The organism is Streptomyces sp. NPDC031379 (genome assembly GCF_055569615.1).
Genome location: NZ_JBVIIT010000023.1, coordinates 91,793 through 115,960 on the forward strand (window position 1 = coordinate 91,793; position 24,168 = coordinate 115,960).

General features: G+C 70.5%; 23 protein-coding genes and 1 tRNA gene. 13 read left to right on the top strand and 11 right to left on the bottom strand.

The features are described from left to right. The first annotated feature begins 4 nt into the window (after positions 1-4). On the top strand, positions 5-388 hold the full coding sequence (locus tag ACZ5CW_RS29950; protein WP_468606790.1) for a hypothetical protein: 384 nt from the start codon (positions 5-7) through the stop codon (positions 386-388). Next, complete coding sequence (locus ACZ5CW_RS29955; RefSeq protein WP_468606792.1) at positions 385-1,218, top strand: SAM-dependent methyltransferase; 834 nt, start codon at positions 385-387, stop codon at positions 1,216-1,218. The genes ACZ5CW_RS29950 and ACZ5CW_RS29955 overlap by 4 nt, the downstream gene beginning before the upstream one ends. Positions 1,219-1,457: 239 nt before the next feature. Here ACZ5CW_RS29955 and ACZ5CW_RS29960 read toward each other — a convergent pair whose 3' ends face one another. The 3 genes from ACZ5CW_RS29960 to ACZ5CW_RS29970 form a co-directional block, all read right to left on the bottom strand. Continuing rightward, complete coding sequence (locus tag ACZ5CW_RS29960; protein WP_468606794.1) at positions 1,458-2,039, bottom strand: RICIN domain-containing protein; 582 nt, start codon at positions 2,037-2,039, stop codon at positions 1,458-1,460. A 428-nt stretch (positions 2,040-2,467) separates the two neighbouring features. Next, a tRNA-Pro gene (locus ACZ5CW_RS29965) sits at positions 2,468-2,541 on the bottom strand. Positions 2,542-2,586: 45 nt separating this feature from the next. Next, entirely contained in the window at positions 2,587-4,014 is a 1,428-nt protein-coding gene (locus ACZ5CW_RS29970) for an MFS transporter (protein WP_468606796.1), read from the bottom strand. Between the two features lie 229 nt (positions 4,015-4,243). Between ACZ5CW_RS29970 and ACZ5CW_RS29975 the strand changes: the two genes are divergently transcribed. From ACZ5CW_RS29975 to ACZ5CW_RS29985, 3 genes are all read left to right on the top strand, one after another. Continuing rightward, on the top strand, positions 4,244-4,822 hold the full coding sequence (locus tag ACZ5CW_RS29975) for a TetR/AcrR family transcriptional regulator (RefSeq protein ID WP_468606797.1): 579 nt from the start codon (positions 4,244-4,246) through the stop codon (positions 4,820-4,822). 283 nt (positions 4,823-5,105) lie between these two features. Beyond that, the gene (locus ACZ5CW_RS29980) at positions 5,106-5,450 is read left to right on the top strand and encodes a cupin domain-containing protein (RefSeq protein ID WP_468606799.1); all 345 of its coding nucleotides are present in this window, start codon (positions 5,106-5,108) and stop codon (positions 5,448-5,450) included. Positions 5,451-5,569: 119 nt separating this feature from the next. After that, the gene (locus ACZ5CW_RS29985) at positions 5,570-6,730 is read left to right on the top strand and encodes a Gfo/Idh/MocA family protein (protein ID WP_468606802.1); all 1,161 of its coding nucleotides are present in this window, start codon (positions 5,570-5,572) and stop codon (positions 6,728-6,730) included. On the opposite strand, the gene ACZ5CW_RS29990 is transcribed toward ACZ5CW_RS29985, so the two are convergent. Together ACZ5CW_RS29990 and ACZ5CW_RS29995 are read right to left on the bottom strand one after the other, a co-directional pair. Then, entirely contained in the window at positions 6,694-7,302 is a 609-nt protein-coding gene (locus ACZ5CW_RS29990; protein WP_468606804.1) for a poly-gamma-glutamate hydrolase family protein, read from the bottom strand. The two genes, ACZ5CW_RS29985 and ACZ5CW_RS29990, sit on opposite strands and share 37 nt — an antisense overlap. Positions 7,303-7,312: 10 nt before the next feature. Further along, positions 7,313-8,344: a LacI family DNA-binding transcriptional regulator gene (locus ACZ5CW_RS29995; RefSeq protein WP_468606806.1), complete on the bottom strand. Its 1,032-nt coding sequence runs from the start codon at positions 8,342-8,344 to the stop codon at positions 7,313-7,315. Positions 8,345-8,454: 110 nt separating this feature from the next. Between ACZ5CW_RS29995 and ACZ5CW_RS30000 the strand changes: the two genes are divergently transcribed. From ACZ5CW_RS30000 to ACZ5CW_RS30010, 3 genes are all read left to right on the top strand, one after another. Then, a complete protein-coding gene (locus ACZ5CW_RS30000; RefSeq protein ID WP_468606808.1) occupies positions 8,455-9,621 on the top strand; it encodes a phytanoyl-CoA dioxygenase family protein in 1,167 nt (388 codons plus the stop codon). A gap of 8 nt (positions 9,622-9,629) precedes the next feature. Further along, complete coding sequence (locus tag ACZ5CW_RS30005) at positions 9,630-10,430, top strand: SDR family oxidoreductase (RefSeq protein WP_468606810.1); 801 nt, start codon at positions 9,630-9,632, stop codon at positions 10,428-10,430. Positions 10,431-10,556: 126 nt separating this feature from the next. Beyond that, a complete protein-coding gene (locus ACZ5CW_RS30010) occupies positions 10,557-11,561 on the top strand; it encodes a Gfo/Idh/MocA family protein (RefSeq protein WP_468606812.1) in 1,005 nt (334 codons plus the stop codon). A gap of 45 nt (positions 11,562-11,606) precedes the next feature. On the opposite strand, the gene ACZ5CW_RS30015 is transcribed toward ACZ5CW_RS30010, so the two are convergent. From ACZ5CW_RS30015 to ACZ5CW_RS30035, 5 genes are all read right to left on the bottom strand, one after another. Continuing rightward, complete coding sequence (locus ACZ5CW_RS30015; protein WP_468606815.1) at positions 11,607-11,807, bottom strand: hypothetical protein; 201 nt, start codon at positions 11,805-11,807, stop codon at positions 11,607-11,609. Between the two features lie 129 nt (positions 11,808-11,936). Then, positions 11,937-12,845 (bottom strand): sugar phosphate isomerase/epimerase family protein, encoded by a 909-nt coding sequence (locus tag ACZ5CW_RS30020; protein ID WP_468606817.1) that lies wholly within the window; start codon positions 12,843-12,845, stop codon positions 11,937-11,939. Between the two features lies 1 nt (position 12,846). Continuing rightward, complete coding sequence (locus tag ACZ5CW_RS30025; RefSeq protein WP_468606819.1) at positions 12,847-13,758, bottom strand: ATP-binding cassette domain-containing protein; 912 nt, start codon at positions 13,756-13,758, stop codon at positions 12,847-12,849. 3 nt (positions 13,759-13,761) lie between these two features. After that, entirely contained in the window at positions 13,762-14,838 is a 1,077-nt protein-coding gene (locus ACZ5CW_RS30030; RefSeq protein ID WP_468606821.1) for an ABC transporter permease, read from the bottom strand. After that, on the bottom strand, positions 14,838-15,857 hold the full coding sequence (locus ACZ5CW_RS30035) for a sugar ABC transporter substrate-binding protein (RefSeq protein WP_468606823.1): 1,020 nt from the start codon (positions 15,855-15,857) through the stop codon (positions 14,838-14,840). The genes ACZ5CW_RS30030 and ACZ5CW_RS30035 overlap by 1 nt, the downstream gene beginning before the upstream one ends. Before the next feature lie 588 nt (positions 15,858-16,445). Between ACZ5CW_RS30035 and ACZ5CW_RS30040 the strand changes: the two genes are divergently transcribed. Genes ACZ5CW_RS30040 through ACZ5CW_RS30055 form a run of 4 tightly spaced genes read left to right on the top strand, consistent with a single transcriptional unit; the run spans position 16,446 to position 21,670 of the window. Then, positions 16,446-17,759 carry an ABC transporter substrate-binding protein gene (locus ACZ5CW_RS30040; RefSeq protein ID WP_468606825.1) on the top strand — a complete coding sequence of 438 codons (1,314 nt, stop codon included), beginning with the start codon at positions 16,446-16,448 and terminating at the stop codon, positions 17,757-17,759. 8 nt (positions 17,760-17,767) lie between these two features. Next, on the top strand, positions 17,768-18,748 hold the full coding sequence (locus ACZ5CW_RS30045) for a carbohydrate ABC transporter permease (RefSeq protein WP_468606827.1): 981 nt from the start codon (positions 17,768-17,770) through the stop codon (positions 18,746-18,748). Beyond that, a complete protein-coding gene (locus ACZ5CW_RS30050) occupies positions 18,745-19,632 on the top strand; it encodes a carbohydrate ABC transporter permease (RefSeq protein ID WP_468606829.1) in 888 nt (295 codons plus the stop codon). The genes ACZ5CW_RS30045 and ACZ5CW_RS30050 overlap by 4 nt, the downstream gene beginning before the upstream one ends. Positions 19,633-19,651: 19 nt before the next feature. Beyond that, positions 19,652-21,670, top strand: coding sequence for a beta-galactosidase (locus tag ACZ5CW_RS30055; protein WP_468606831.1), 2,019 nt, complete (start codon positions 19,652-19,654; stop codon positions 21,668-21,670). Here the strand turns inward: ACZ5CW_RS30055 and ACZ5CW_RS30060 are convergent. Next, on the bottom strand, positions 21,664-22,650 hold the full coding sequence (locus ACZ5CW_RS30060) for an aldo/keto reductase (protein ID WP_468606833.1): 987 nt from the start codon (positions 22,648-22,650) through the stop codon (positions 21,664-21,666). The two genes, ACZ5CW_RS30055 and ACZ5CW_RS30060, sit on opposite strands and share 7 nt — an antisense overlap. A 97-nt stretch (positions 22,651-22,747) precedes the next feature. Here ACZ5CW_RS30060 and ACZ5CW_RS30065 point away from each other — a divergent pair, with 97 nt between their 5' ends. Further along, positions 22,748-24,154 (top strand): cellulase family glycosylhydrolase, encoded by a 1,407-nt coding sequence (locus tag ACZ5CW_RS30065; protein WP_468606835.1) that lies wholly within the window; start codon positions 22,748-22,750, stop codon positions 24,152-24,154. Positions 24,155-24,168: the final 14 nt, after the last annotated feature.

The window sequence follows — 24,168 nt, forward strand, 5'->3', positions numbered from 1 at the left end:
CAGAGTGACAGCGCAATCGATGAGAGAGCTACTGATCCGCGCGCAGCGGGACGCGGCGTTTGCTGAACTGGCACGAACCGATCCCGATACTGCCGCTGCCGAGTATGACCTGAGTACCGATGAGCTGAAGAGCCTGCGGCGTCTCGGCTGGGACTTGTACCGCTATTTGATTCCGGCCCTCACTACCGGGGAGGACCTACATCTGACTCTCCCTCCGACCACCCTGACCGAGCCCCTGCATTTGACCTACCACTCGTTTTCGGAGCTGGTCCGCGGATCGAAAGGCCCCGAGGCGGAAAGGCCACGGAGGGAACTGGTGGAGGCCATTGCAACTCTGCGCGGCGCAGAGCGGCGCGCCAAGATCGAAGAATTGATGGAGTACGTGTGAACGCCTCGAACGCTGCGCGCCGCCCGGTCGACATCTACGTGGTCGGACTTGGCATCCGCAATGTCCAGCAAATCACCCGCGAGGCAGAGCAGGCCGTGCGTCTCAGTAAGCAGGTCTTCTCCGTGGACGCCGGGTTCGGCGTCGACGAATTCCTGAAGACTCTGTGCCCCGATGTCCGCAGCTTGTTGGGGCAGTACGAGGAAGGCGGGGACCGCCTGCGGACCTACCGGGCCATGGCGGCCGAGGTCATGCACGCAGCCATGGACGAGTCCCCGGTCTGCTTCGCCACGTACGGTCATCCTAAAGTCTACGTGTACCCCACTGCCTTGATTGAAAGGGCCGCGCCGCTTCTCGGTCTGACAGTGAGGGTCCTTCCGGGCATCTCAGCTCTCGACACCATCATCACGGACCTCCGACTGGACCCGGGGCCGCACGGTCTGCAGATGTACGAAGCAACGGATCTTTTGGCCCGTGAGCGGCCCCTGCAGCCGGACGTCCCCTGTCTGCTGTGGCAGGTCTCAGCCGTGGAGACGGCCATGTACTCGACCAAGCGTGGCAACTCCGAGCGGTACCGTCGCTTGCAGGATTACCTGCTATACACGTACCCCGCTGACCACGAAGTCACTATGGTCCTCAGCTCCACCTACGCACTCCTGGAGCCGCTGAAGGAGACGTTCCCCTTGGGGGAGCTCGCCGATCTGCTGGCTCGTGGACTCCAGGTCGGCACTCTCTACATCCCACCCGTCGAGGAGCGCCCGATCACTAATGCCAAGATCCTCCATGACGCCTTCAGCACCGAACACTTGAAGCGCATCACCGAACGGGTCTGAAAATTGTTTGCCGAACAAGGCACGAGGATTTCCTGTGCTCTACACGGCCTTGGAAAGGGTCATCGTGGGGGCTGCCGGATGCGGCACCGACATGGGCTGCGATCAGCGCGTCCTGGGTGTGCTTGACGCTCTGAGACCGCATGATCTCGAAGTCACCTGCGGGAAGACGAGAGCGACGGGAGTTCTTTCCCTCGGCCTGGGTACCAGCCCGTGAGGACGGTGAGCTACGGAACACGGCCTTACGGGTAGAACTGCCAGTAGTGATCGTCATAGCCGCCGTTGCCCCAGCCCTGGCCGTAGCAGGTGAACACCGTGAGCGGCAGGTCGTTGGCCAGGTCGGAGCCGTCGCTGACCCAGCCCGCCACATCCAGACACAGTCCGCTCTTGTAGTTGACGATCAGGAACTCGCTGTCGCGGGAGCGGGAGCCGTCCATCCGCCACTCCTGGTTGTCGTTGTCCGGCACCCAGTTACACCAGTACGTCGACACCCGGGTGGCCGCCGCCACCGAGCCGTAGCCGGGCAGGTCCAGACACTGCCTGTTCTGCACATTGACGATCTCGAAGTATTCCTGGCCGCCGATGGTACGGGTCCAGGCAAGAGTCCACTGCTGGTTGTCGTCGTAGGAGTTGATACAGCGGTACTGCGTCGCCGGAGTGCTGGCGGGCACTGCGCCGGTACCGGGCAGGTCGGCGCACTTCAAGGTCGACGGGTTGGCCAGTACGTACGGACCGGAGGCGTGAGCAGGCTGCACCACGAACACCGTCGCAAACACCGCCGCGGCGGCCACGCTGAGCACACGAAAAAACCTGCGCCTGGACATGACGATTCCCCCCGTTTTGGGCGTCTGACACGCGACACAGCGAGTGTGGTGGCCAAGCTCCCGCAACGGCAAGGAGTCGACCCCGGGGAAGCTGCTACGCCCGCGAGACCGGCGGGCGCTACTGCTGGGTGACGATGCGGTGCACGGTGGCTCGGGCGCTCGGCTTAACCGGGCGCCACTGCCGGGCCGGCCCAGAACACCGGCTCGCCTTCCTCGTCCGGGTGGTAGGCGCCGATGCCTCACTTAGGTGCTGAGCTGAGCGAAGTCGCTCCTTGCCGCAGATGTAACCCGGCCATCCTCAGCTGTGGCCGGGGCACTCCGTTGTGCGCCTGTGGATGTGACACGAGAGCTAGGAACATGATCAAGGGCCCCACCTCACTGATGTGAGGCAGAGCCCTTTGACCTGCGACTATGGAGAGAACTCCCAGTCGGGACGACAGGATTTGAACCTGCGACCCCTTGACCCCCAGTCAAGTGCGCTACCAAGCTGCGCCACGTCCCGCCGCGGTCTCACCCGGGATGCCCCGCGTGATCACGCAGGTCAACCCTACCGCACCTGCGCGGGTGCCCGTGTCGGCCCCGCCGGTGCGGCCGCCGGGGTCCGGTCGGGGCGGCGGACCGGGACGAGGAGGGCGGCGCCGGCCGCGGCCAGGCACAGGAGGGCGAGCAGGGCCCAGCCATGGGTGTAGCCGGAGGCGTAGGGAAGCCCGGAGGGCTGGAGCCGGCCGGTGACCAGGACGCCGGTGAGCGCGGCGCCGATGGAGCCGCCGATGGTGCGGATGTTGGCGTTCATGCCGGTCGCGGCGCCGGTCTGCTCGGGCGGGACGCTGCCCACGATGAGGTTGGCCATGGAGGCGAAGGCAAGTCCGATGCCGAGCCCGAAGAGGCCGGCGACGACGGCGATCTGCCACTGCGCGTCATGCCAGAGCGCGAGGAAGCCGCAGGCCAGCGCACCCAGCGCGGCACCCGTGGCGAGCAGGGCCTTGGCGCCGACCCGGGGCTCCAGGCGGCCCGAGAGGACACCGGAGAGGAACATCGCGACGAGCATCGGCAGCATGAGCAGCCCGGACGCGGTCACACTGGCGCCGAAGCCGTAGCCGGCCGCGGAGGGGGTCTGGACGAAACCGGGCAGGAAGGACCAGATCGCGTACATGCCCGCACCGAAGAGCAGGGCGGCCGCGTTGGTCGTCCACACCGCGGGCAGCCGCATCACGCGCAGGTCGATCAGCGGGTTGCGGGAGCGGGCCTCGGCCGTGAGCCACAGGGCGAACAGCACGACGGCGGCGGCGAACAGGCCGAGCACCTTAGGCGAGCCCCAGCCCCACCGCGCGGCCTGGCTGAGCGGCAGCAACAGGGCCACCAGCCAGGCGGAGAGCAGCGCGGCACCGGCCCAGCCGACCTTTCCCTGGGCGCGCTTGGGCGACTCGGGGACGTAGCGCAGGGCGATCAGGACGGTCGCGGCGACGACGGCGACCGGGATCCAGAACAGCCAGCGGTAGTCGAGCGCGGAGACGATCGGGCCGGCGGCCACTATGCCGACGCCGCCGCCCGCGGCGATCACGGCCGAGAGGTTGCTGATGCTGCCGCTGACCTCGGCGGCGGCGAACTCGTCCCGGATGATGCCGAAGGAGAGCGGGAACAGGGCGCCGCCGACGCCCTGGACGACCCGCGCGACGATGAGCACGCCGATGTCCGGGGCCAGTGCGGCGACGAGACAGCCGGCGAGGACGGTCACCAGGACGGCGACGAGGGTCCGTTTCTTGCCGACGAGGTCGCCGACACGGCCGAGGATCGGGGTGAAGACCGAGGCGGACAGCAGGTACGCCGTCATCACCCAGGTCGCGGTGGCCTGGGAGGTGTGCAGGGCGTGCTGGACGGTCGGCAGGGCCGGCGCGATCAGCGACTGCAGCATGGAGAAGACGCCCGCACCGGTCGCGAGGACCGCGAAGGTGAGGCGGGTGGACTTGCGGGGCATGGAGAAGCCTCTCCGAAATCCGTGACGCGGAGTATGGGGGTTCGGGAACGGGTGGTACGGCCCGTGCGAGAGGTGCGGTGGCCAGGCGCCCGGACGTGTCCGTCCACGGCGCGGCCACCTCCGCACTGCTAAAGTGGAGGCACCCCTCCACTGTAATGGAGGCACCCCTCCGGTTCAAGGAGTGGATGCATGCCTCCGCTTTGTCCGACCCGCTCCCCAGGAGGCAGCAGTGACGGCCACGCCGTTCCCCGTCGGCGAGATCGTGGCGGCCCGCCGGCCGCACCGAAAGGACGCCGCCCGCAACTTCGACGCCCTGCTCGCCGCCGCCCGCGACGCGTTCGCCGAGCACGGCTCGGACGCCTCGCTGGAGGACGTCGCCCGTCGCGCGGGCGTCGGCATCGGCACGCTGTACCGGAACTTCCCCACGCGCCGCGACCTCTTCGAGAGCGTCTACGCGGACGAGGTGAACGCCCTGTGCCGGACGGCCGTGGAGCTGGCCGAGCGCGCGCCGTGGGAGGCACTGACCGGCTGGCTGGACCGGTTCGCCGGCTACATGGTCACCAAGCGGGCGGTGCGCGAGGCCCTGGACGACGAGTCGGACATCTTCACGGCCTGCCGCGAGTCCATGTACGCCGCCGGCCGCCCGCTGCTGGAGCGCGCGCAGCGGGCGGGCGTGGCGCGGGCGGACATGGACTTCGGTGATCTGCTGCGGATGGTCGCCGGGATCACGGCGACGGCGTTCGAGGACGACGCCCAGCGCGACCGGGTCCTCGCCATCGCGCTGGACGGGGTCCGCACCGGTCGCTGAGGTCCCGGGTCCGGCCCGGCGCCTGCCCGTGCCCTACTTGACTTCCGCGTTCGCCACGACCGCGATCACCCCGAGCGACGCGTCCACCAGCCCGTCACTCGGCCCCGCTCGGCGGCCGGCACCTCCGGTCCGCGCCTCGCGCCGCCCGCCGGGCTACGCCCCGCCGCTCCGTCCGCCGCGCCCGCGTCGGTTCACGCACCCGACGAAGTGTCCTGCGACCAGGCCGGATGCCCCACACACTGTCCACGGCGGCGGAGCGGAGGCGCTCGCTAGGGTCGGTCGCATGACGCACAGCTTCGCCCTCCACATCCCGGACGCCGACCTGGAACCCGAGCCTGTCGACCCGGAGCAGATCGTCTCCGGGAATCCGGAGGTGACCGGCAAGGTGGTCTGGGAGTCGCCGGACGGCCGGCAGCTCCGCGGGATCTGGCAGATCACCCCGGGTGTGGTCACGGACACGGAGGCGGACGAACTGTTCGTGGTGATCAGCGGCTCGGCGACGATCGAGGTGGAGGGCGGGCCGACGCTGACGGTGGGCCCCGGCGACATGGCGGTGCTGCGCGCGGGCGACCGTACGACGTGGACCGTGCACGAGACGCTGCGCAAGGCGTACGCGATCAACCTGTGAGGCGCCGGCCCGCCTCGTGCGGGACGGCAGCGACGGCGCCAGGACGAGTGTTGACAGCCGCTTCATGTCCGGACATGGTGGCCGGGTCAGGTGAGGGACCGGTCCGAAAAGGGGCTGTCATGGTGGATGCGCTCGGGGTTGCCGTCGTCGGTTTCGGCTGGATGGGCCGGGTGCACACCCAGGCGTACGCCCGCCTCCCGCACCACTATCCCCGGCTTCCGCTGCGGCCCCGGCTCGTCACGGTCGCCGAGGAGGTGCCGGGGCGGGCGGAGGAGGCCGCCGAGCAGTTCGGTTTCGCCTCCGCCACCCGCGACTGGCGGGAGGTGGCCGCCGACCCGCGCGTGCGGGCCGTCAGCATCACCGCGCCGAACTTCCTGCACCGCGAGATCGGCGTGGCGATGGCCGAGGCCGGCAAGCACCTCTGGATCGAGAAGCCGGTGGGGCTGACCGCCGAGGACGCCCGCGCGGTCGCGGACGCGGCCGCCAAGGCCGGCGTGCAGGGCACGGTCGGCTTCAACTACCGCAACGCGCCCGCCGTCGAGGCCGCCCGCGACCTGATCGCCTCCGGCGGGATCGGCTCGGTCACCCATGTCCGCATCCGCCTGTTCAGCGACTACGCGGCCCACCCGGACGGCGCCCTGACCTGGCGGTACGAGCGCCGGCGCGGCGGCAGCGGGGTGCTCGGCGACCTGGCCTCGCACGGCGCCGACCTGGCCCGCTTCCTGCTCGGCGAGATCGTCTCCCTCACCGCCGACACCGCGATCTTCGTGCCGGAACGGGCCCGCCCGGCCGGCGCCACCGCGGGCCACGCCCTGGCCTCCGGCGGCGAACCGGGCCCGGTCGAGAACGAGGACTACGCCGGCTGCCTGCTGCGCTTCGCCTCCGGAGCCCGCGGCGTCCTGGAGGCCTGCCGGGTCTCGGTCGGCGAGCAGAACAACTACGGCTTCGAGGTGCACGGCACCGAGGGAGCGGTGTTCTGGGACTTCCGCCGGATGAACGAACTCGGGATCAGCCGCGGTACGTCGTACCAGGACCAGCCGGTGAGCACGGTCCACGTCGGACCGGGCGCCGGGGAGTTCGCCGCGTTCCAGCCGGGCGCGGCCAACGCGATGGGCTACGACGACCTGAAGGTGATCGAGGCGTACCGCTTCGTACGGTCCGTCGCCGAGGGCACGCCGTACGGCACGACCCTGACGGACGCCGTGCGCAGTGCGGCCGTGCTGGACGCGATGGTGCTGTCCGCTCAGCGCGGCTCCTGGGTGGACGTCGACCACGGCTGAGCGAGCCGTTCGACACCGGCGGCGAGCGCGTCGACCACCGCCCTCGGGGGTGTGTCGGCCGCACCGGTGGTCCGGGCCAGGAGCGGCAGTTCCACCTGGACGCCGCCCCGGCGGGTGAGGTTGACCGGGTTCCTGGGGTGCAGGCCGCGCAGGGCGGCCGGGATCGCCTCGAGGTCCGCGACCGTCCGGAACCGGGGGGCGAGGGCACGCAGTTCCCCGGCGAGGACGAGCGCCGCCTCGCGGTTGCCGCCGCCCAGGAAGAGGGCGTCCGCCGCCCGGGGCCGCATGTGGCCGTGCAGGGACACGGTGAGGGAGACCCGGTCCAGGAACACGCGCAGGAGGGCGCAGTGGTCCGCCGCCATGCGCGGGGACGGGATGTGCACGGGCTGCCGCGCCCCCGGCTGGGTGAAGACCAGGCTGGTGGCGCCGCAGCGGCGCGCCACGAGGTCCGCCAGCTCGGCCGTGCCCCCCTCGTTGCTGCCGTGCAGCGCCAGCAGCCCGATGCCGCTGCCCGGTACGAGGGTGGCGACCAGCGGCACCCCCTCGATCTCCACATGCTCGATCTCGGCCATGGCGTCCCCTTCACTCGGCCGTCCGGGCGGGCAGGTTGTACGGCGTGACGACCTGGATCGCGGACGGCAGCGCCGGCCCGGCCGGGGGCAGCGCGCCGTGCGCGCGCATCACGAGACGGCAGGCCTCGCGCATGTCCTGACGCAGATCGTGGTGGAGGACCGCGGACAGCCGGTGCCCGCGCAGCAGGCGGGTGTTGTCGTGGTCGAGGTCGTGGGCGACGAACACCGCGCACGCGCGGCCGGCGTCGGCGAAGGCCCGCAGGGTGGCGTCGTTGCCGCCGCCGATGGAGTACACGGCCCGGATCTCCCGGTCGCGTGCCAGGGCGGCGCGGACGAGGTCGTACTGGGTGGCGTCCAGGCCGTGCCCCTCGGCGATCTCGACCAGGGTCCGCTCCGGGTGCCGGGCCCTCATCACGCTCCGGAACCCCATCTCGCGCTCCTCCTCGTTGCGGAAGAAGCCGCTGCTGAGGCTGGTGAGGACGTTGCCGGGCCGGTCGCCGAGCCACTGGCCCATCAGGTAGGCGGCGGTCGCGCCGGCCGCCCGGTTGTCTATGCCGACGTAGGCGAGCCGCCCGCTGCCGGGCAGGTCGGTGACGAGGGTGACGACCGGGATACCGGCGGCGGTGAGCCGGCCGACGGCCGCGGTGATCTCGGGGACGTCCGGCGCCTTGAGGATCACGCCCTGCGAGCCGCGCCGGGCGATCCGGTCCAGCGTCCTGACCTGTTCCTGCACCGGGCCGGTCTCGCGGAAGTGGAAGCGGGAGCGGACCACCGCCGGGTGCAGGGACGGCAGTTCGGCCTCCAGGGCGGCGCGCACGGCGGTGCTGAACCGCTCGGGCGCCTGCACCACGATGTCGACCATGAAGGTCCGGCCGACCAGCCGGACCTGGGTGCGCTGCCGGTCGAGGTCGGCGATGGCCCGGCGCACCTCCTGCGCGGTGCTCTCCCGCACCCCTCCCCTGCCGTTCAGCACACGGTCCACGGTGGCCTCGCTGAGTCCCGCCTGACGTGCGATCTCCCGGATCGGGAACGGGTGACCCACGGACCGCCTCCTTGAGGGGTTTTTGATGGCTGCCTGCTGGTTGTTCGATGGGTTTGTACTGACAAGAATGACAGGGCCGCGCCGCTCCCGTGCCCGAAAGAAGGACACCGATGTCCCTCACCTCCGCCGCCGGACGCACCTGGCTGACCGAGCAGGACTGCGATCTCGGCGCCTTCCGCGCGCTCGTCGGCCGGACGACCGCTCTCGCGGACTACCCGCACGCCGCCTCGGTGACCGAGAACGTCCTGGTGTACGAGGGTGAGCGGCTGCGCACGGCCGGCGACCGGGACACCCTGCGGGCCGAGCTGGTGCGGGCGCTCGCCGACGGCCCCGGGATCGTCGTCGTGCGGGGCGCGTTCCCCGACCCGTCGGTGGTCGACCGGGTCACGGCGGTGTTCGAGGCGCTGATCGCCGAGCAGCGGGCCTCCGGCGCGAGGGCCGGCGACCACTTCGCCAGGCCGGGCGCCAACGACCGGGTGTGGAACGCCCTGGAGAAGACGGCCCTGTACGACCCGGAGGCGTTCGCCGACTACTACGCGAACGACATCCTGGCCCTGGTCTCCACCGCCTGGCTGGGTCCCGGCTATCAGGTCACCTCGCAGGTCAACGTGGTCAACCCGGGCGGCGCCGGCCAGAGCGCGCACCGGGACTACCACCTGGGCTTCCTGAGCGGTGCGGCGGCGGCCGCCTATCCCGCCCATGTGCACCGCCTCTCCCCCGTGCTCACCCTCCAGGGCGCGGTCGCCCACTGCGACATGCCGGTGGCATCGGGTCCGACGCTCCACCTGCCGTACTCGCAGCTGTACGAGCCCGGCTATCTGGCCTGGCGACTGCCCGCGTTCCAGGCGTACTTCGAGGCGCACCACGTCCAGCTCCCGCTCGCCAAGGGGGACGCGGCCTTCTTCAACCCGGCGCTGTTCCACGCCGCCGGCACCAACCGGACGGCACACGTGCGGCGCACGGCCAACCTCCTGCAGGTCTCGTCCGCGTTCGGGCGTGCGATGGAGACGGTGGACCGGGAAGCGCTGGCGAACGCGGTGTTCCCGGTGCTGCTGCGGCGCAAGGCCGAGGGCGCGGCGCCGGAGTGGCTGGAGAACGTCGTCGCGGCGAGCGCGGAGGGCTACCCCTTCCCCACCAACCTCGACAGCGATCCGCCGGTCGACGGTCTGGCTCCGCCGACGCAGGCGGACCTGGTACGGCGGGCGGTGCGCGAGGAGTGGGCGCCGGAGCGGCTGCGCGAGGAACTCCGGGCCTGCAGCGCACGCCGAGAGAGCTGAGGACCGGCATGGGACGTCCCGAGGGACTGCGCGACGGACTGCTGCGGGGCAAGGTCGTGCTGGTCAACGGCGGCAGCCAGGGGGTGGGCGCCGCGGTCGCGCGGGCCGCCGTCCGCGAGGGTGCCGTGGTGGCGGTGACCGGGCGCCGGCCCGAGCCGGGCGAGGCACTGGTGGCGGAGCTGACGGCCGCCGGCGGCAAGGCGCTGTTCGTACGGGCCGATCTGGCGGACGCCGGGCAGGCCCGGGCGTCGGTGGCCGAGGTCGTGGCGGCCTACGGCCGGATCGACTGCCTGGTGAACTCGGCCGGGCTGACCTCCCGCGGCACGCTGCTGGACACCACCGTGGAGCTGTTCGACGCGCACATCGCCGTCAATCTCAGGGCGCCGTTCTTCGCGATGCAGGCGGCGGTCGCCGACATGGTGGCCCGTAAGGCGCCCGGCACGATCGTCAACATCATCACGTCGTCGGCGCACGGCGGGCAGCCGTTCCTCACGCCGTACGTCACCGCCAAGGCGGGCCTGGTGGGCCTGACCCGGAACGCGGCGCACGCCCACCGCTGGGACCGGATCCGGATCAACGGCCTGAACATCGGCTGGACCGCGACGGAGGGCGAGGACGCCACCCAGCGCGCCTTCCACGGGGCCGGCGACGACTGGCGGGAGCGGGCCGCGGCCCGACTGCCGATGGGCAGGCTCGGCCGGCCGGACGAGATCGCGGACTTCGTGGTCTTCCTGCTCTCCGACCGGTCGGGGGTGGTCACCGGGTCGGTGATCGACTGGGACCAGAACGTGCTCGGCGGGCTGGACTGAGAGGGACCGGCCCCTTTCCGGGGGTGCCCCCTCCGGGGGGCGTGAGGACGAGCCCGCAGGACGACCGGGCTCCGGGGCGGAGCCCCGGCAGCGGACCGCAACCACACACGAGGAAGCAGCGAAGCAATGCGCATCGGAATCCTAGGCCTCGGCCGCATCGGCGCCTTCCACGCCGAGACCCTCTTCGGACTGGACGCCGTCGAGTCGCTCGTCGTCGCCGACCCGTTCGCGGACGCCGCCGTGGCCGCCGCCGAGCGGTTCGGCGCCCAGGTCGCGGACTCGCCGGAGGCGCTGCTGGCGGCCGGGGTGGACGGGATCGTCGTCGCGGCGGCCACCGACGCCCATCCGGCGCTGATCCGGGCCGGTGTCGCGGCCGGTGTGCCGGTGTTCTGCGAGAAGCCGGTGGCCCGCACCATGGCGGAGGGCGTCGAGGTGCTGAAGGCCGTGGGCGACAGCGACGTCCCGATCCAGATCGGCTACAACCGCCGCTTCGACGCGGGCTTCGCCGCCGCGCGGGCCGCGGTGCGATCCGGTGAGCTGGGCATGCTGCACACGGTCCGCTGCACCACCCTGGACCCGGCCCCGCCGCCGGCCGCGTACATCGCCGCGTCCGGCGGGATCTTCCGGGACTGTTCCGTGCACGACTTCGACATCATCCGCTGGGTGACGGGCCGCGAGGTCACCGAGGTGTACGCGGTGGGCGGCAACCGGGGCGCCGACTACATCGCGGCGGCCGGCGACGCCGACACCACCGGCGCGCTGCTCACCCTGGACGACGGCACGCTCGCGGCGGTCTCCAACTCACGGCACAACGGCCGGGGTTACGACGTGCGCATGGACCTGCACGGCTTCACGGACTCGATCGCCGTCGGCCTGGACGACAAGCTGCCGCTGCGCTCGGTGGAGCCCGGGGCGGCCTTCCCGGCCGGCGCCCCGCACGACTTCTTCATGGACCGCTTCGCCGACGCCTACCGTGCCGAACTCACCGCGTTCACCGAGGTCGTGGCCGGCAGCCGCCCTTCCCCGTGCACGATCGAGGACGCTCTGGAGGCGGGCTGGATCGCCGAGGCCTGTACCCGGTCGCTGCACGAGCACCGGCCGGTGACGCTCGCGGAGGTGCGGGGACGGTGACAACGCGGTGCGGCGCCGGTCGGTGACCGGCGCCGCACACGCGCCTCAGCCGCAGTACCGGATCAGCCACTCGTCCGGGTGGTAGGTGTCGCGCGCCGGGTCCGGCGCGGTCGCCGGCCTGGTCTCCACCGTGTCCTCCAGCTGTATCCGCTCGGGCAGTGTGCCGTAGCGGCCGCGGCGCAGGACCGCCGCCTCGGTGGTGTCCGTGTCCGGGGCGCTCTCCCGGGGTTCGGGGCGCTGCGTCATCTCGTCCTCCCGTCTGCGCGGGCATCCCCCGTCATCGCTCACCACGCCCGCGTGCGTCCGGTTGGTTCCCGGCCATCCGCCGGCCGAATCCCCTGCGGTTGCGCAGGAACCAGCGCGGACGGCGACGCCTCAGGCTCCGCAGGACCGCAGGAAACGGCGGGTGCGCACGGCGATGGGCAGCGGCTTGTCCGGCTCGCACGGATACATGTCCTGCTCGACGATCGCGAACAGTTCCACGCCGAGTTTCTGCGCCGCCTGCAGCACCGGCCCCAGCGCGGGTACGCCGGAGGGCGGTTCACACATCACGCCGCGCTGCACCGCGGGCCCGAACGGCACCTCGTTCGCGACCACCTCGGCGAGGACGTCCGGGTCGACCTGCTTGAGGTGCAGATAGCCGATCCGCTCGCCGTAGGTCTCGATCAGCTTGACGCTGTCCCCGCCGCAGTAGGCGTAGTGCCCGGTGTCCAGGCAGAGGTTGACCAGTTCGCCGTCGGTGGAGTCAAGGAAGCGCTCGACGTGCGCCTCGGTGTCGATGTGGGTGTCGGCGTGCGGGTGTACGACGAGGTCGAGGCCGTAGGTCTCCTTCACCTCGTGGCCGAGCCGTTCCATGCCCTTGGTCAGGTGCGCCCACTGCTCGGCGGTCAGCTCCGGCGGCTCCAGGATCTCGGCGGTCTTGTCGTCCCGCCAGAAGGAGGGGATGACCACCAGGTGCCCGGCGCCCATCGCCTGGGTGAGGGCGGCCACCTGGCCGACGTGCGCCCAGGTCTCCTCCCAGACGGCCGGGCCGCGGTGCATGCCGGTGAAGACCGTGCCCGCCGACACCCTCAGGTTCCGCCGGGCCACCTCCTCGGTCAGCCGCGCCGGATCGGTGGGGAGATAGCCGTAGGGGCCGAGTTCGATCCAGTCGTAGCCGGCCTCGGACACCTCGTCGAGGAAGCGTTCCCAGGGGACCTGGCGGGGGTCGTCGGGGAACCAGACGCCCCAGGAGTCGGGGGCCGAGCCGACCCGGATGCGGTCCAGCGGGGACGGGTGCGCCATGTCAGGGGGTCCCTTCGGGGGAGGTCGCCACGGGGGCGGTGAGGTCGCTCTCCTCGGGCAGCTCCTCCACGTCGACGCCGCGCACCTGGGCCAGCTCGTGCTTGAGCGCGGCGAGTTCGGCGCCGCCGGCCATGTGGTTGGTCAGCTCCTCGAGGCTCACCGCGCTGCGGTCGGCGGAGAGTTCGAGGGTGCCGAGGCGCAGCACGCTGAAGTGGTCGCCGACCATGTAGGCGTGGTGGGGGTTGTGGGTGATGAAGATGACGCCGAGGCCGCGGTCGCGGGCGGCTGCGATGTACTTCAGCACCACGCCGGACTGCTTGACGCCGAGGGCGGCGGTCGGCTCGTCCAGGATCAGGACGCGGGCGCCGAAGTGGACGGCGCGGGCGATCGCCACGCTCTGGCGCTGGCCGCCGGAGAGGGTGCCGATGGGCTGCTCCAGGTCGTCCAGGACGATGCCCATGTTGCGCAGTTCCTCGTCGGCCGTCCGCTTCATGCGGGCGATGTCGAGGCGCCGGACCGGCCAGGGGCCCTTGGTCATCTCGGAGCCGAGGAAGAAGTTCCGCCACACCGGCATGAGCGGAACGGTGGCCAGGTCCTGGTAGACGGTGGCGATGCCCTTGTCGAGGGCTTCGCGCGGGGTGCTGAAGCGCACCGGCCGCCCGTCCACGAGGAACTCGCCCTCGGTGTGCTGGTGCAGCCCCGAGATGATCTTGATGAGGGTGGACTTGCCGGCGCCGTTGTCGCCGAGGACGCAGGTCACCTGGCCGGCGTGGACCTGCAGGTCGACCCCGTGCAGGGCGCGGATGTTGCCGTAGGACTTGCCGGCGCCGCGCAGTTCGACCAGGGGGGCCTCCCCCGCGGGCGGGGAGTCCGCGAGGACGGCGCCGTGGGTTCCGGTTCCGTTGTCAGTCATCGGTCACCTCCGGGTCGCCGTGCGCTGGACCCATAGATTGATCAGGACGGCGCCGAGCAGCATCACGCCGAGGAAGGCCTTGAACCAGTCGGGGTTCCAGCCGGCGTAGACGATGCCCTGCTGCACCATGCCGAACATGAAGGCGCCGAAGACCGGGCCGATCGCGGAGCCGTAGCCGCCGGTGAGCAGGCAGCCGCCGATGACGGCCGCGGCGATGTAGATCAGCTCCTGGCCGACGCCCTCGCCGGACTGCACGGTGTTGAACGAGAACAGGTTGTGCATGCCGATGAACCAGGCGCCGAAGCCGACCAGCATGAACAGGGAGATCTTGGTGAACTTCACGGGGACGCCGACGGCGCGGGCGCTCTCCTTGTTGCCGCCGACCGCGAAGATCCAGTTGCCGTACTTGGTGCGCAGGAGCACCCAGGTGGCCAGGGCCGCGAAGACCAGCCACCACACGATGGTGATCTTCACCTGGACACCGCCGACGTCGAAGGACGAGGCGAAGATCTTCTTCGCCTGGTCGAAGCCGTCCATGTCACTGATGTCGTCGGTGGCGACGTTGCCGGTGACCAGCTTGGTCACGGCGAGGTTCACGCCCTGGAGGATCAGGAAGGTGCCGAGGGTGATCAGGAAGCTGGGCAGGCCGGTTCTCACCACCATCCAGCCGTTCAGGAAGCCGATCGCCAGGGAGACGATCAGGGCGACGATCACGCCGGTCCACACGTTGAGGGTCAGCTGGTAGCTGAGCATGCTCGCGGCGAGCGCCGAGGTGATCACGGCGACGCCGGCGGAGAGGTCGAACTCGCCGCCGATCATCAGCAGGGCCACCGGCAGTGCCATGATCCCGATGGTCGAGGACTGGTAGAGGATCGTGGCCATCGAGCTGCCCTGGCGGACCGAGGGCGCGACGATCAGGAAGAAGACGAGGACGGCGGCGGCACCGAGGAAGACGCCCACCTCGGGCCGGGCCAGCAGCCGGAGCACCAGCGGGCGCCGGGCGGTGCGGCCGTCGGTCCCCTTGGGGCCGGACGCCGGCGGCCTGCCCACCGCCGGCTCTGCCTGCTGGGCCATGCTCATCACCGGGTGCCCTTCGCGGCGAACTCGGCGACCTTGTCGACGTTGGACTTGTCGACGAAGGCCGGGCCGGTCAGCACCGGCTGCTCACCACCGCCGCTGTAGTTGCCGTTGTTCTTGTAGAGCCACAGGGAGTCGACGGCGAGGTAGCCCTGCAGATAGGGCTGCTGGTCGACGGCGAACTCGATGGTGCCGTTCTGGACGGCCTTGACCAGGTCCTTGTTGAGGTCGAAGGTGGCCACCTCGGCCTTGCTGCCGGCGTCGCCCACGGACTGGACCGCGGTGAGGGCGAACGGGGCGCCGAGGGTGACGACGGTGTCGATGGAGTTGTCCTGCTTCAGCTTCGCCGTGATGGTCGACTTCACGGACGGCATGTCGGTGCCGTTCACGTACAGGGTCTCAGCGGTGCCCTCGAACGTCTTCTTCACCCCGTCACAGCGCTGGGTGAGGCCGACGTTGCCCTGCTCCTGGACCACACAGACGATCTTCTTGGCGCCGGTGGTGTTGAGCTTCTTGCCGAACGCCTCGCCCGCCACGCTCTCGTCCTGCCCGAAGAACTCCAGCAGACCGAGCTTCTTCCAGTCGCTCAGTCCCGAGTTCAGGCCGACGACCGGGACGCCGGCCTGCTGCGCCTTGCCGATCACGCCCTTCATGGCGTCCGGCTTGGCCAGGGTGATCGCGATGCCGTCGACGTGCTGGTCGATCGCGTTCTGCACCAGGTTGGCCTGAGTACCCGCGTTCGGGTCGGCAGAGTAGACCAGCTTGATGTTGTCCTTGGCCGCCGCCGCCTCCGCACCCTTGCGGACGGTGTCCCAGAAGGTGTCGCCGGGCGCCTGGTGGGTGACCAGCGCGACGGTCATCCGGGGGGTGTCGGCCTTGCCCGCGGAGGCGTTCGCCGCTTCCTCCTCGGCCTTCTTGCCGCCGGAGCTGCTGGAGCAGCCGGCGAGGGTGAGGGCTGCCGCGGCGGCCACGGCCACGAGGGGGGCCAGTCTGCGGGAGCGTGGGCGAGAAGAGCGGTCCATCTTTCCTGCACCTCACTGTGCGACGGGGAGGGACGCTGTTGCGTGGGCACGCTGTCGCGTTGGGACGGGATCCAAGTCCTTGCCGAGCCCGCTGTCAATACTTTGTCAAGACATCATTTCACAAGCAGGTCCGAATGTAAGTACAAACGATGGGCATCGACACCTCTCCACGCCCGCCTGGCCGGTGCGGCTCCTGCGCCCAGTACACCGCACCCGACCGCGAAGGGCACCGGCCGCTCGCCGGCGAGGTCCAGCTCCGGCCCCCGGAAGGAGGTGCCCCGTGGCGAGGACCGGCAACCCCTCTCGCCCCGCGCCCCTGCTCGAACTCCGCACGCAGCGGCTGGAGTCGACGGGCGACTTCCAGCTGCCGGCCAGAGCCTGAGCCGTTCAACAACAGCGCAGGTGGCGATGACGATTACGTTTCGGGCAAGAGACCCCCCAGTACGACCGCACCTATTGACTCATGAGCGGACATGGGGCTGTTATTACGCCCACGATGTTCGGTCGAGTTGGTTTCTGAGCGGTTTCGAGAACCTTTCGGTGATCAACTCACCCCTTGGCCGAACCCTGTATGCCTCAGGAGCCGCCATGCGCCTCTCCCCCTCCGGTCTTTCCGTCCCGGGTCCCAGTCGTCGTTCGCTGCTGCGCGGAGCGGGCGGTACCGCCCTGCTCGCCGGTGCCGGCATACCCCTGCTCTCCGCCTGCGGAGGCAGCGGTTCCTCCTCCGACCCGAAGACCGTCACCCTCGGCTCCAACGCCTCCGACGCCGTGCCGAAGAAGGCCTTCGCCGACATCTACGCGGCCTTCAAGAAGCAGTCGGGCCTCACGGTCGACGTGAACACGAAGGACCACAACACCTTCCAGGAGCAGATCAATTCCTATCTGCAGGGCACGCCGGACGACGTGTTCCACTGGTTCGCCGGGTACCGCATGCAGTTCTTCGCGGCGAAGAAGCTGGCCACGCCCATCGACGACGTGTGGGCGAAGATCGGGGACAACTTCCCCGACGCGATGAAGAAGCTGAGCAAGGGCCAGGACGGCAAGTACTATTTCGTTCCCCTGTACACCTACCCGTGGGCGATCTTCTACCGCAAGAGCGTCTTCCAGCAGCACGGCTACGAAGTCCCCACCACCTGGGACCAGTTGGTCGCCCTGTGCAAGCAGATGAAGAAGGACGGGCTGGTCCCGATCGCCTTCGGCGACAAGGACGCCTGGCCGGCGATGGGCACCTTCGACCAGATCAACTTCCGCCTCAACGGCTATGACTTCCACGTCGAGCTGATGGCGGGCAAGGCCTCCTGGACCGACTCCAAGGTGAAGGCCGTCTTCGACCACTGGAGCGAGCTGCTCCCCTACCACCAGGACGGCGCGATGGGCCGGACCTGGCAGGACGCCGCGCAGACACTGGTGGCGAAGAAGTCCGGGATGTACCTCCTGGGCTCCTTCGTGGCACAGCAGTTCACCGACCAGGCCGATGTCGAGGACCTGGACTTCTTCGCCTTCCCGGAGATGAACTCCGCGTACGGCCAGGACACCGTCGAGGCGCCCACCGACGGGTTCATGGTCAGCAAGTCCCCGAAGAACCACGCCGGCGTGGTGAAGCTGCTGGAGTACCTCGGCTCCCCCGAGGCCGAGGCGCTCTACCTGAAGTCGGACCCGAGCGTGGTGGCCGCCTCCAGCAAGGCCGACACTTCCTCGTACACCGCGTTGCAGAAGAAGGCGTACACGATGATCAGCGGCGCCAAGAGCCTCACCCAGTTCATGGACCGCGACAGCCGCCCGGACTTCACCGCCACGGTGATGCAGCCGGCGCTGCAGAAGTTCATCCAGAACCCCAAGGGCGTGGACGGCCTGCTGTCGTCCATCGAACGCCAGAAGAAGACGATCTTCGCGTCCTCGTGAGCAGCCCCATGACGACGGATACGACGACGAAGAGCCCGGAGGCGGCCGCCGTGCCGCCTCCGGGCACCGCGCCCGAGCAGAAGCGGGGTACGCAGGGCCACCGGCGCCTGCTGACCCGCCGTGACCGGCTCACGCTCGCCGTGATGGCGGGTGTGCCCACCATCCTGCACGTGGCCCTGGTCTGGGTCACCGCCATCGCCTCGATCCTCCTCGCCTTCACCACCTGGGACGGCATCGGGTTCGACTCGATCACATGGGTGGGCCTGGACAATTTCACCCAACTCTTCAGCGACAACCCGCAGTTCTGGCCGGCCGTCCAGCACAACGTCATCTGGTTCGTGGTGCTGATCCTGATCCCGACGCCGTTCGGCCTGTTCCTGGCCGTGCAGCTGGACAAGCGGATCCGGTTCAGCCGGGTCTACCAGACCGCGTTCTTCCTGCCGGTCGTCATCTCGATGGCCTGCATCGGCTTCGTCTGGCAGCTGGTCTACAACCCGGACACAGGCCTGATCAACAGCATCATCGGCGCCAACGAGCCGGGCCACTACATCGACTGGATCGGTGACCCCGACCTCAACCTGTGGGCCGTTCTCATCGCCGCGTCGTGGCGGCACACCGGCTACATGATGATCCTCTACCTGGCGGGCCTGAAGAGCGTCGACCCCTCGCTGCGGGAGGCCTCCGCGCTGGACGGCGCCAACGAGTGGCAGACGTTCAAGAACGTCATCTTCCCCACCCTGCGCCCGACCAACACGGTCGTCCTGGTCGTCACCATCATCGAGGCGCTGCGCGCCTTCGACCTGGTCTTCGTCTTCAACAAGGGCGCCCAGGGCACCGAGTTGCTGTCGATCCTGGTGACCAACAACATCATCGGCGAGTCCAGCCGCATCGGTTACGGCTCCGCCATCGCCGTCGTCCTGCTGGTCATCTCGCTCGTGGTGATCATCCCGTACCTGATCGCCACCTTCCGGAAGGAGCGGCGCGCATGAGCGGCACCACTCTCCCGCTGAAGCGGCGCGCCCCGGTCCGCCCCGCCCGGGTCCTGCTGCACGTCTTCCTCGCGGGTACGGCCCTGGCGTGGCTGGCGCCCCTGCTGTGGGCGGTCTTCTCGGCCCTGCGCCCCTACAGCGAGACCAGCACCAAGGGGTACGTGTCCTGGCCGGACAAGCTGAGCCTGGACAACTTCACGAACGCCTTCGAGCAGTCGGACATGCTGCACTACTTCGGCAACACGCTGATCATCGCGATCCCGGCCGTGCTGCTGACGCTGTTCCTGTCCTCCTGCGTCGCCTTCTACGTGAGCCGGTTCGACTTCCGCCTCAACCTCGCCCTGCTGCTGGTCTTCACGGCCGGCAACCTGCTGCCGCAGCAGGTCATCATCACCCCGTTGTACCGGCTGTACCTGCTCACCGACCTGCCGGGCATCACGGCCAGCGGCAAGCTGTACGACTCCGCGCTCGGCCTGGTCCTCATCCATGTGGCGTTCCAGTCCGGCTTCTGCGCGTTCGTGCTGAGCAACTACATGCGCTCGCTGCCGCACGAGCTGACCGAGGCCGCGCTCGTCGACGGCGCCTCGGTGTGGCGGCTGTACTGGCAGATCACGCTGCCGCTGTGCAAGCCGGCGATGGCGGCCCTCGCGACCCTGTTGTCGATCTGGATCTACAACGACTTCTTCTGGGCGCTGGTGCTGATCTCGACCGGTGAGAACATGCCGGTCACCTCGGCCCTGAACAACCTCTCCGGCCAGTACTTCACCGACCCCAACCTGGTCGCCGCCGGGGCCCTGCTGACCGCGATCCCGACGCTGATCGTCTACTTCGCGCTCCAGCGCCAGTTCGTCAGCGGCCTGACCCTCGGCTCCAGCAAGGGCTGAGCCTGTGAAAGAGAACCCCGTGAACCGCACTTTGTCCGTCCCCGGCCTCGCCTACGGCGGCGACTACAACCCCGAGCAGTGGCCCGAGGAGGTGTGGGCCGAGGACATGCGCCTGATGCGCGAGGCCGGCGTGAACCTCGTCAGTGTCGGCATCTTCTCCTGGGCGCTGCTGGAGCCGTCCGAGGGCGTGTACGACTTCTCGCGCCTGGACAGGATCCTCGGCCTGCTGCACGACAACGGCATCGCGGCCGACCTCGCCACGCCCACGGCGGCGCCTCCGGCCTGGTTCTTCCGGGCCCATCCGGAGGCGCTGCCGACCGACCGGGACGGCCGTACCCTGTCCTACGGCAGCCGCCAGACGTTCTGTCCGTCCAGCCCCGCCTACCGGGAGGCCGCCCTGCGCATCGCGGGCGCGCTCGCCGAGCGCTACGCGGACCACCCGGCCGTCGCCATGTGGCACGTCCACAACGAGTACGGCTGCCACAACGCCGCCTGCTACTGCGACACCAGCGCGGCCGCCTTCCGCCGCTGGCTGCGGGCCCGCCACGGCGACGACCTCGCGGCCCTCAACCACGCCTGGGGCACCACCTTCTGGAGCCAGTGGTACCACGACTGGGAGGAGATCCTGCCGCCGCGCGCCACCGGCGCCGTACCCAACCCGACGCACCAGCTGGACTGGCGCCGCTTCTGCTCCGACGAACTGCTGTCACTGTGCACGGCGGAACGGGACGTACTCCGGGCGGCGGCGCCCGCGATCCCCGCCACCACCAACTTCATGGTGATGGCCACCTTCGACGCCCTCGACTACCGGCGCTGGGCTCCGGAGCTGGACATCGTCTCCAACGACCACTACCTGATCTCCACCGACCCCGAGTCACAGATCGACATCGCGCTGAGCGGCGACCTGACCCGCTCGCTGGCGGGCGGCCCGTGGCTGCTGATGGAGCACTCCACCGGCGCGGTGAACTGGCAGCCCGTCAACCGGGCGAAGCTCCCGGGCGAGTTGCGGCGCAACGCGCTCGCGCACGTGGCACGCGGCGCGGACGGGATCGCCTACTTCCAGTGGCGGCAGTCGAAGGCGGGCGCCGAGCAGTGGCACTCGGCGATGGTGCCGCACGCCGGGACGGACAGCCGGATCTGGCAGGACGTGGTGCGCCTCGGCGCCGACCTGAAGGCGCTGGCCCAGGTGCGCGGCAGCACGTCCCCGGCCGAGGTGGCGATCGTCTGGGACTGGGACGCCCGCTGGGCCCTGGAGCTGCCCTCCCAGCCGAGCGCCGAGCTGCGCTGCCTGGACCTGGTCCGGGCCTGGTACGAGCCGCTGTGGCGGGCCGGGGTGGCCGTGGACTTCGTGGCGCCGGACGCGGACCTGTCGGCGTACCGGCTGGTGCTGGCCCCGAGCCTGTATCTGGTGGACGACGCGGGCGCGGCGAACCTCTCGGCGTACGCCGAGCGGGGCGGCACGCTCGCCGTCGGCTTCCACAGCGGGGCCGTGGACGAGAACTGCCATGTGCGCCTGGGAGGTTACCCGGGTGCCTTCCGCGAGGTGCTGGGCGTCCGCTCCGACGAGCCGTTCCCGCTGCTGCCCGGCGAGCCGGCCGCGTTGAGCGGCGCCGTGCCGGACGGGGCGACGGGCACGCTGTGGTCGGAGCGGCTGCGGCTGGAGGGCGCCGAGGCGGTCGCCACGTACGCCGACGGCCCGCTGGCCGGGGTTGCGGCGGTGACGCGGCGCGCCCACGGCCCCGGGGCCGCCTGGTACCTGGCCACGCTGCCCGACCCGGCCGCCCTGACCGCGCTGCTGGACCGGATCCGGGGGGAGGCGGGCGTGGAGCCGGTGCGGACCGCCCCGCCCGGCGTGGAGGTGGTCCGCCGGCGCGGTCCCGAGGCGGACTACCTCTTCGTCATCGACCACTCCGGAAAGGGCGCCGAACTCCCCGTCCCGCCTGGCTCCACGGAACTGCTCACCGGCAAGGACACGTCCGGCACGGTCACGGTCGCGCCGGGCGACGTCGCCGTGGTGCGGGAGCCGCGCGGTCAGTGAGCCGCGTTCAGCCGGGTCCGCTGCTCCTCGGTGAGGTCCAGGTCCACTGCGGCGAGGTTCTCCTCGAGCTGGGCCACCGAGGACGCCCCGGCGAGCGGTACGACGGGCAGTGGCCCGCCCAACTGCCAGGCGAGCACCACTTGGTTGACGGTGGCCCCGGTCTCCCGCGCCACCTCGCGCAGCACCGCGAGGCGGGCCGGGGTGCCGGGGTGCTCGTAGTCGGGCGGGAGCGGCTTGTCGGCACGGGTGTAGGCGCCGGCGAGCAGCGGTGAGTAGGCGACGAGAGTCAGGCCCGGTTCCGCCCGCAGGTAGCTCAGGATCTGGGCGTCGGCGCCACCGAGGCTGCCGTCGGGGAACAGCTCGCTCGGCACGTCCGTGCGCGGACGCAGGTGACTGTGCCGGTACTGGAGCACCTCGTAGCCGGGCAGCCCCGCCGCCGCCGCGAGGGCACGGGCCCGCTCCACCCGCCACACGGCGTGGTTGCTGACGCCGAGCAGGCCGACGGTGCCCTCGGCGACCAGCGCGGCGAAGCCCTCGACGGTCTCCCGCAGCGGCACGGCGGGGTCCTCGATGTGCGCGTACAGCAGGTCCAGACGGTCCACGCCGAGCCGTTCCCGGCTGCGTTCGGCCGACTCCCGGATGACCTTCGCGGACAGGCCCTCGGGGTTGTCGGTGTAACGGGTGCCGGGGGCGAGCGGGCGGGCACCGAGCTTGGTGGCGATGACGATCTCGTCCCCTGTGCCCCGGCTGCGCCGCCACCGCCCGAGCAGTTCCTCGCTCTGGCCGCCCTGGCTGCCGTCCTCCCAGAAGGCGTAGTTGTCGGAGGTGTCGATGAAGTTCCCGCCGGCCTCGACATAGCGGTCGAGGACGGCGAAGGAGGTCCTCTCATCGGTACGCGACCCGAACAGCATCGCGCCGAGCGCGAGCACGCTCACCTCGCGGCGGGTCGCCGGATCCGATCCGATCGTGCGGTACTTCATGCTGGGTCCTCCCGTTCACGGCTGATGGCAGGGGAGTCTTCAGCTTGAAGTGCTCTTCAAGTCAAGGCACTTGAAGTGTGGCGCGGCTGCTGGTGGGATGCGCGGCACCACGAACACCGTCGGCCCGGAGGTTCCTGTGCTGCGAGCGATCCTGACGGCGGGCGCGATGGTCGCCGCGCTGCTTGCCCCCGCCACCGCCCACGCCGAGGAGACCGGGCAGGGCGTACCCCGGCTCACCGACCGGCACGGGCGGGTCCTGACCCTGCACGGCTGGAACATCGAGGACAAGACGCACCGGGGCGACGAGGCCCTGTCCGGCATCACCGAACGCCATCTGCGCGACATGCGGGCCAAGGGCTTCGACTTCGCCCGGCTGCTGGTCTTCTGGGACGACCTGGAGCCGAGCCCGGGCCGGTACAGCCGGAGCTACCTGCGCCGGATCGAGCGCGTCCTGGACTGGGCCGCGCGCCACGACGTGAAGGTGCTCATCGACGCCCACCAGGACGTCTTCGGGCCGGCCTTCGGCCACCGCGGCATACCCGAGTGGGCGACCCGGACCGACGGACTGCCGTTCACCGCGCATCCGGAGGACTGGTTCGCCGAGTACTTCGAACCCGCCGTGCAGCGCGCCTTCACCCATCTCTACACGGACCGGGACCTCCGAGGCGCCCAGGCCCGGATGTGGCGGACGCTCGCCGGCCGCTTCGCCCGCCATCCGGCCGTGCTCGGCTACGACCTGATCAACGAGCCGATGGGCGAGCTGCGCCGGGGGGAGGACCTGGCGACCGCCGCGCGCCGGATCGAACGTGACCGGCTCACGCCGATGTACAACCGCCTGGCGGACGCGGTCCGTTCGGTCGACCGGGACGCCTGGGTGTTCGTGGAACCCACCCCGATCGTGGGCGAGGGCGTACCGACCGGCCTCGGCCGCATCGACGATCCGCGGGTCGTGTACGCGCCGCACTTCTACAACGGCGCCATGGAGGCGGGCTCCGACTACGATCCCGGGGCCGGCTGGATCGAGGCGTACGAGCGGGCCGTCACCGAGTACCCGAAGCGGTACCGGGTCCCGGTCGTGATCGGCGAGTGGGGTCCGCTGAACAGCGCGCTGCCGAACATGAGCCGCTTCTACCGTGACGCGATGGCCTCCCTGGGCCGCTACGCCTCCGGCTGGGCGGGCTATGTGTGGTGCTACGGCGGCGGGTACTGCGCGGTCGACGACGACGGCGCCTTCCGCGCCAACAAGGAGCTGACCGCCGAACCGTACGCGGAGACCGTCGCGGGCACGGTCGGCTCCGCCTCGTACGACGCGGGGCCGGGCGTGTACCGGCTGGTCTACCGCGCGGCACCCCACGGCTCCCGGCTGACGGAACTGTCCGTGCCGCCGGGCACCTGGCGGGTCACGGCCGACGGCGAGGCGACCGTCGTGCGCCGGAGCGCCGGCCGCGCCTGGGTCCTGGCCGCACCGGACAGCCCGGTGACCGTCACCGTGGAGCGCGGCTGACGGCGCCGGACGCC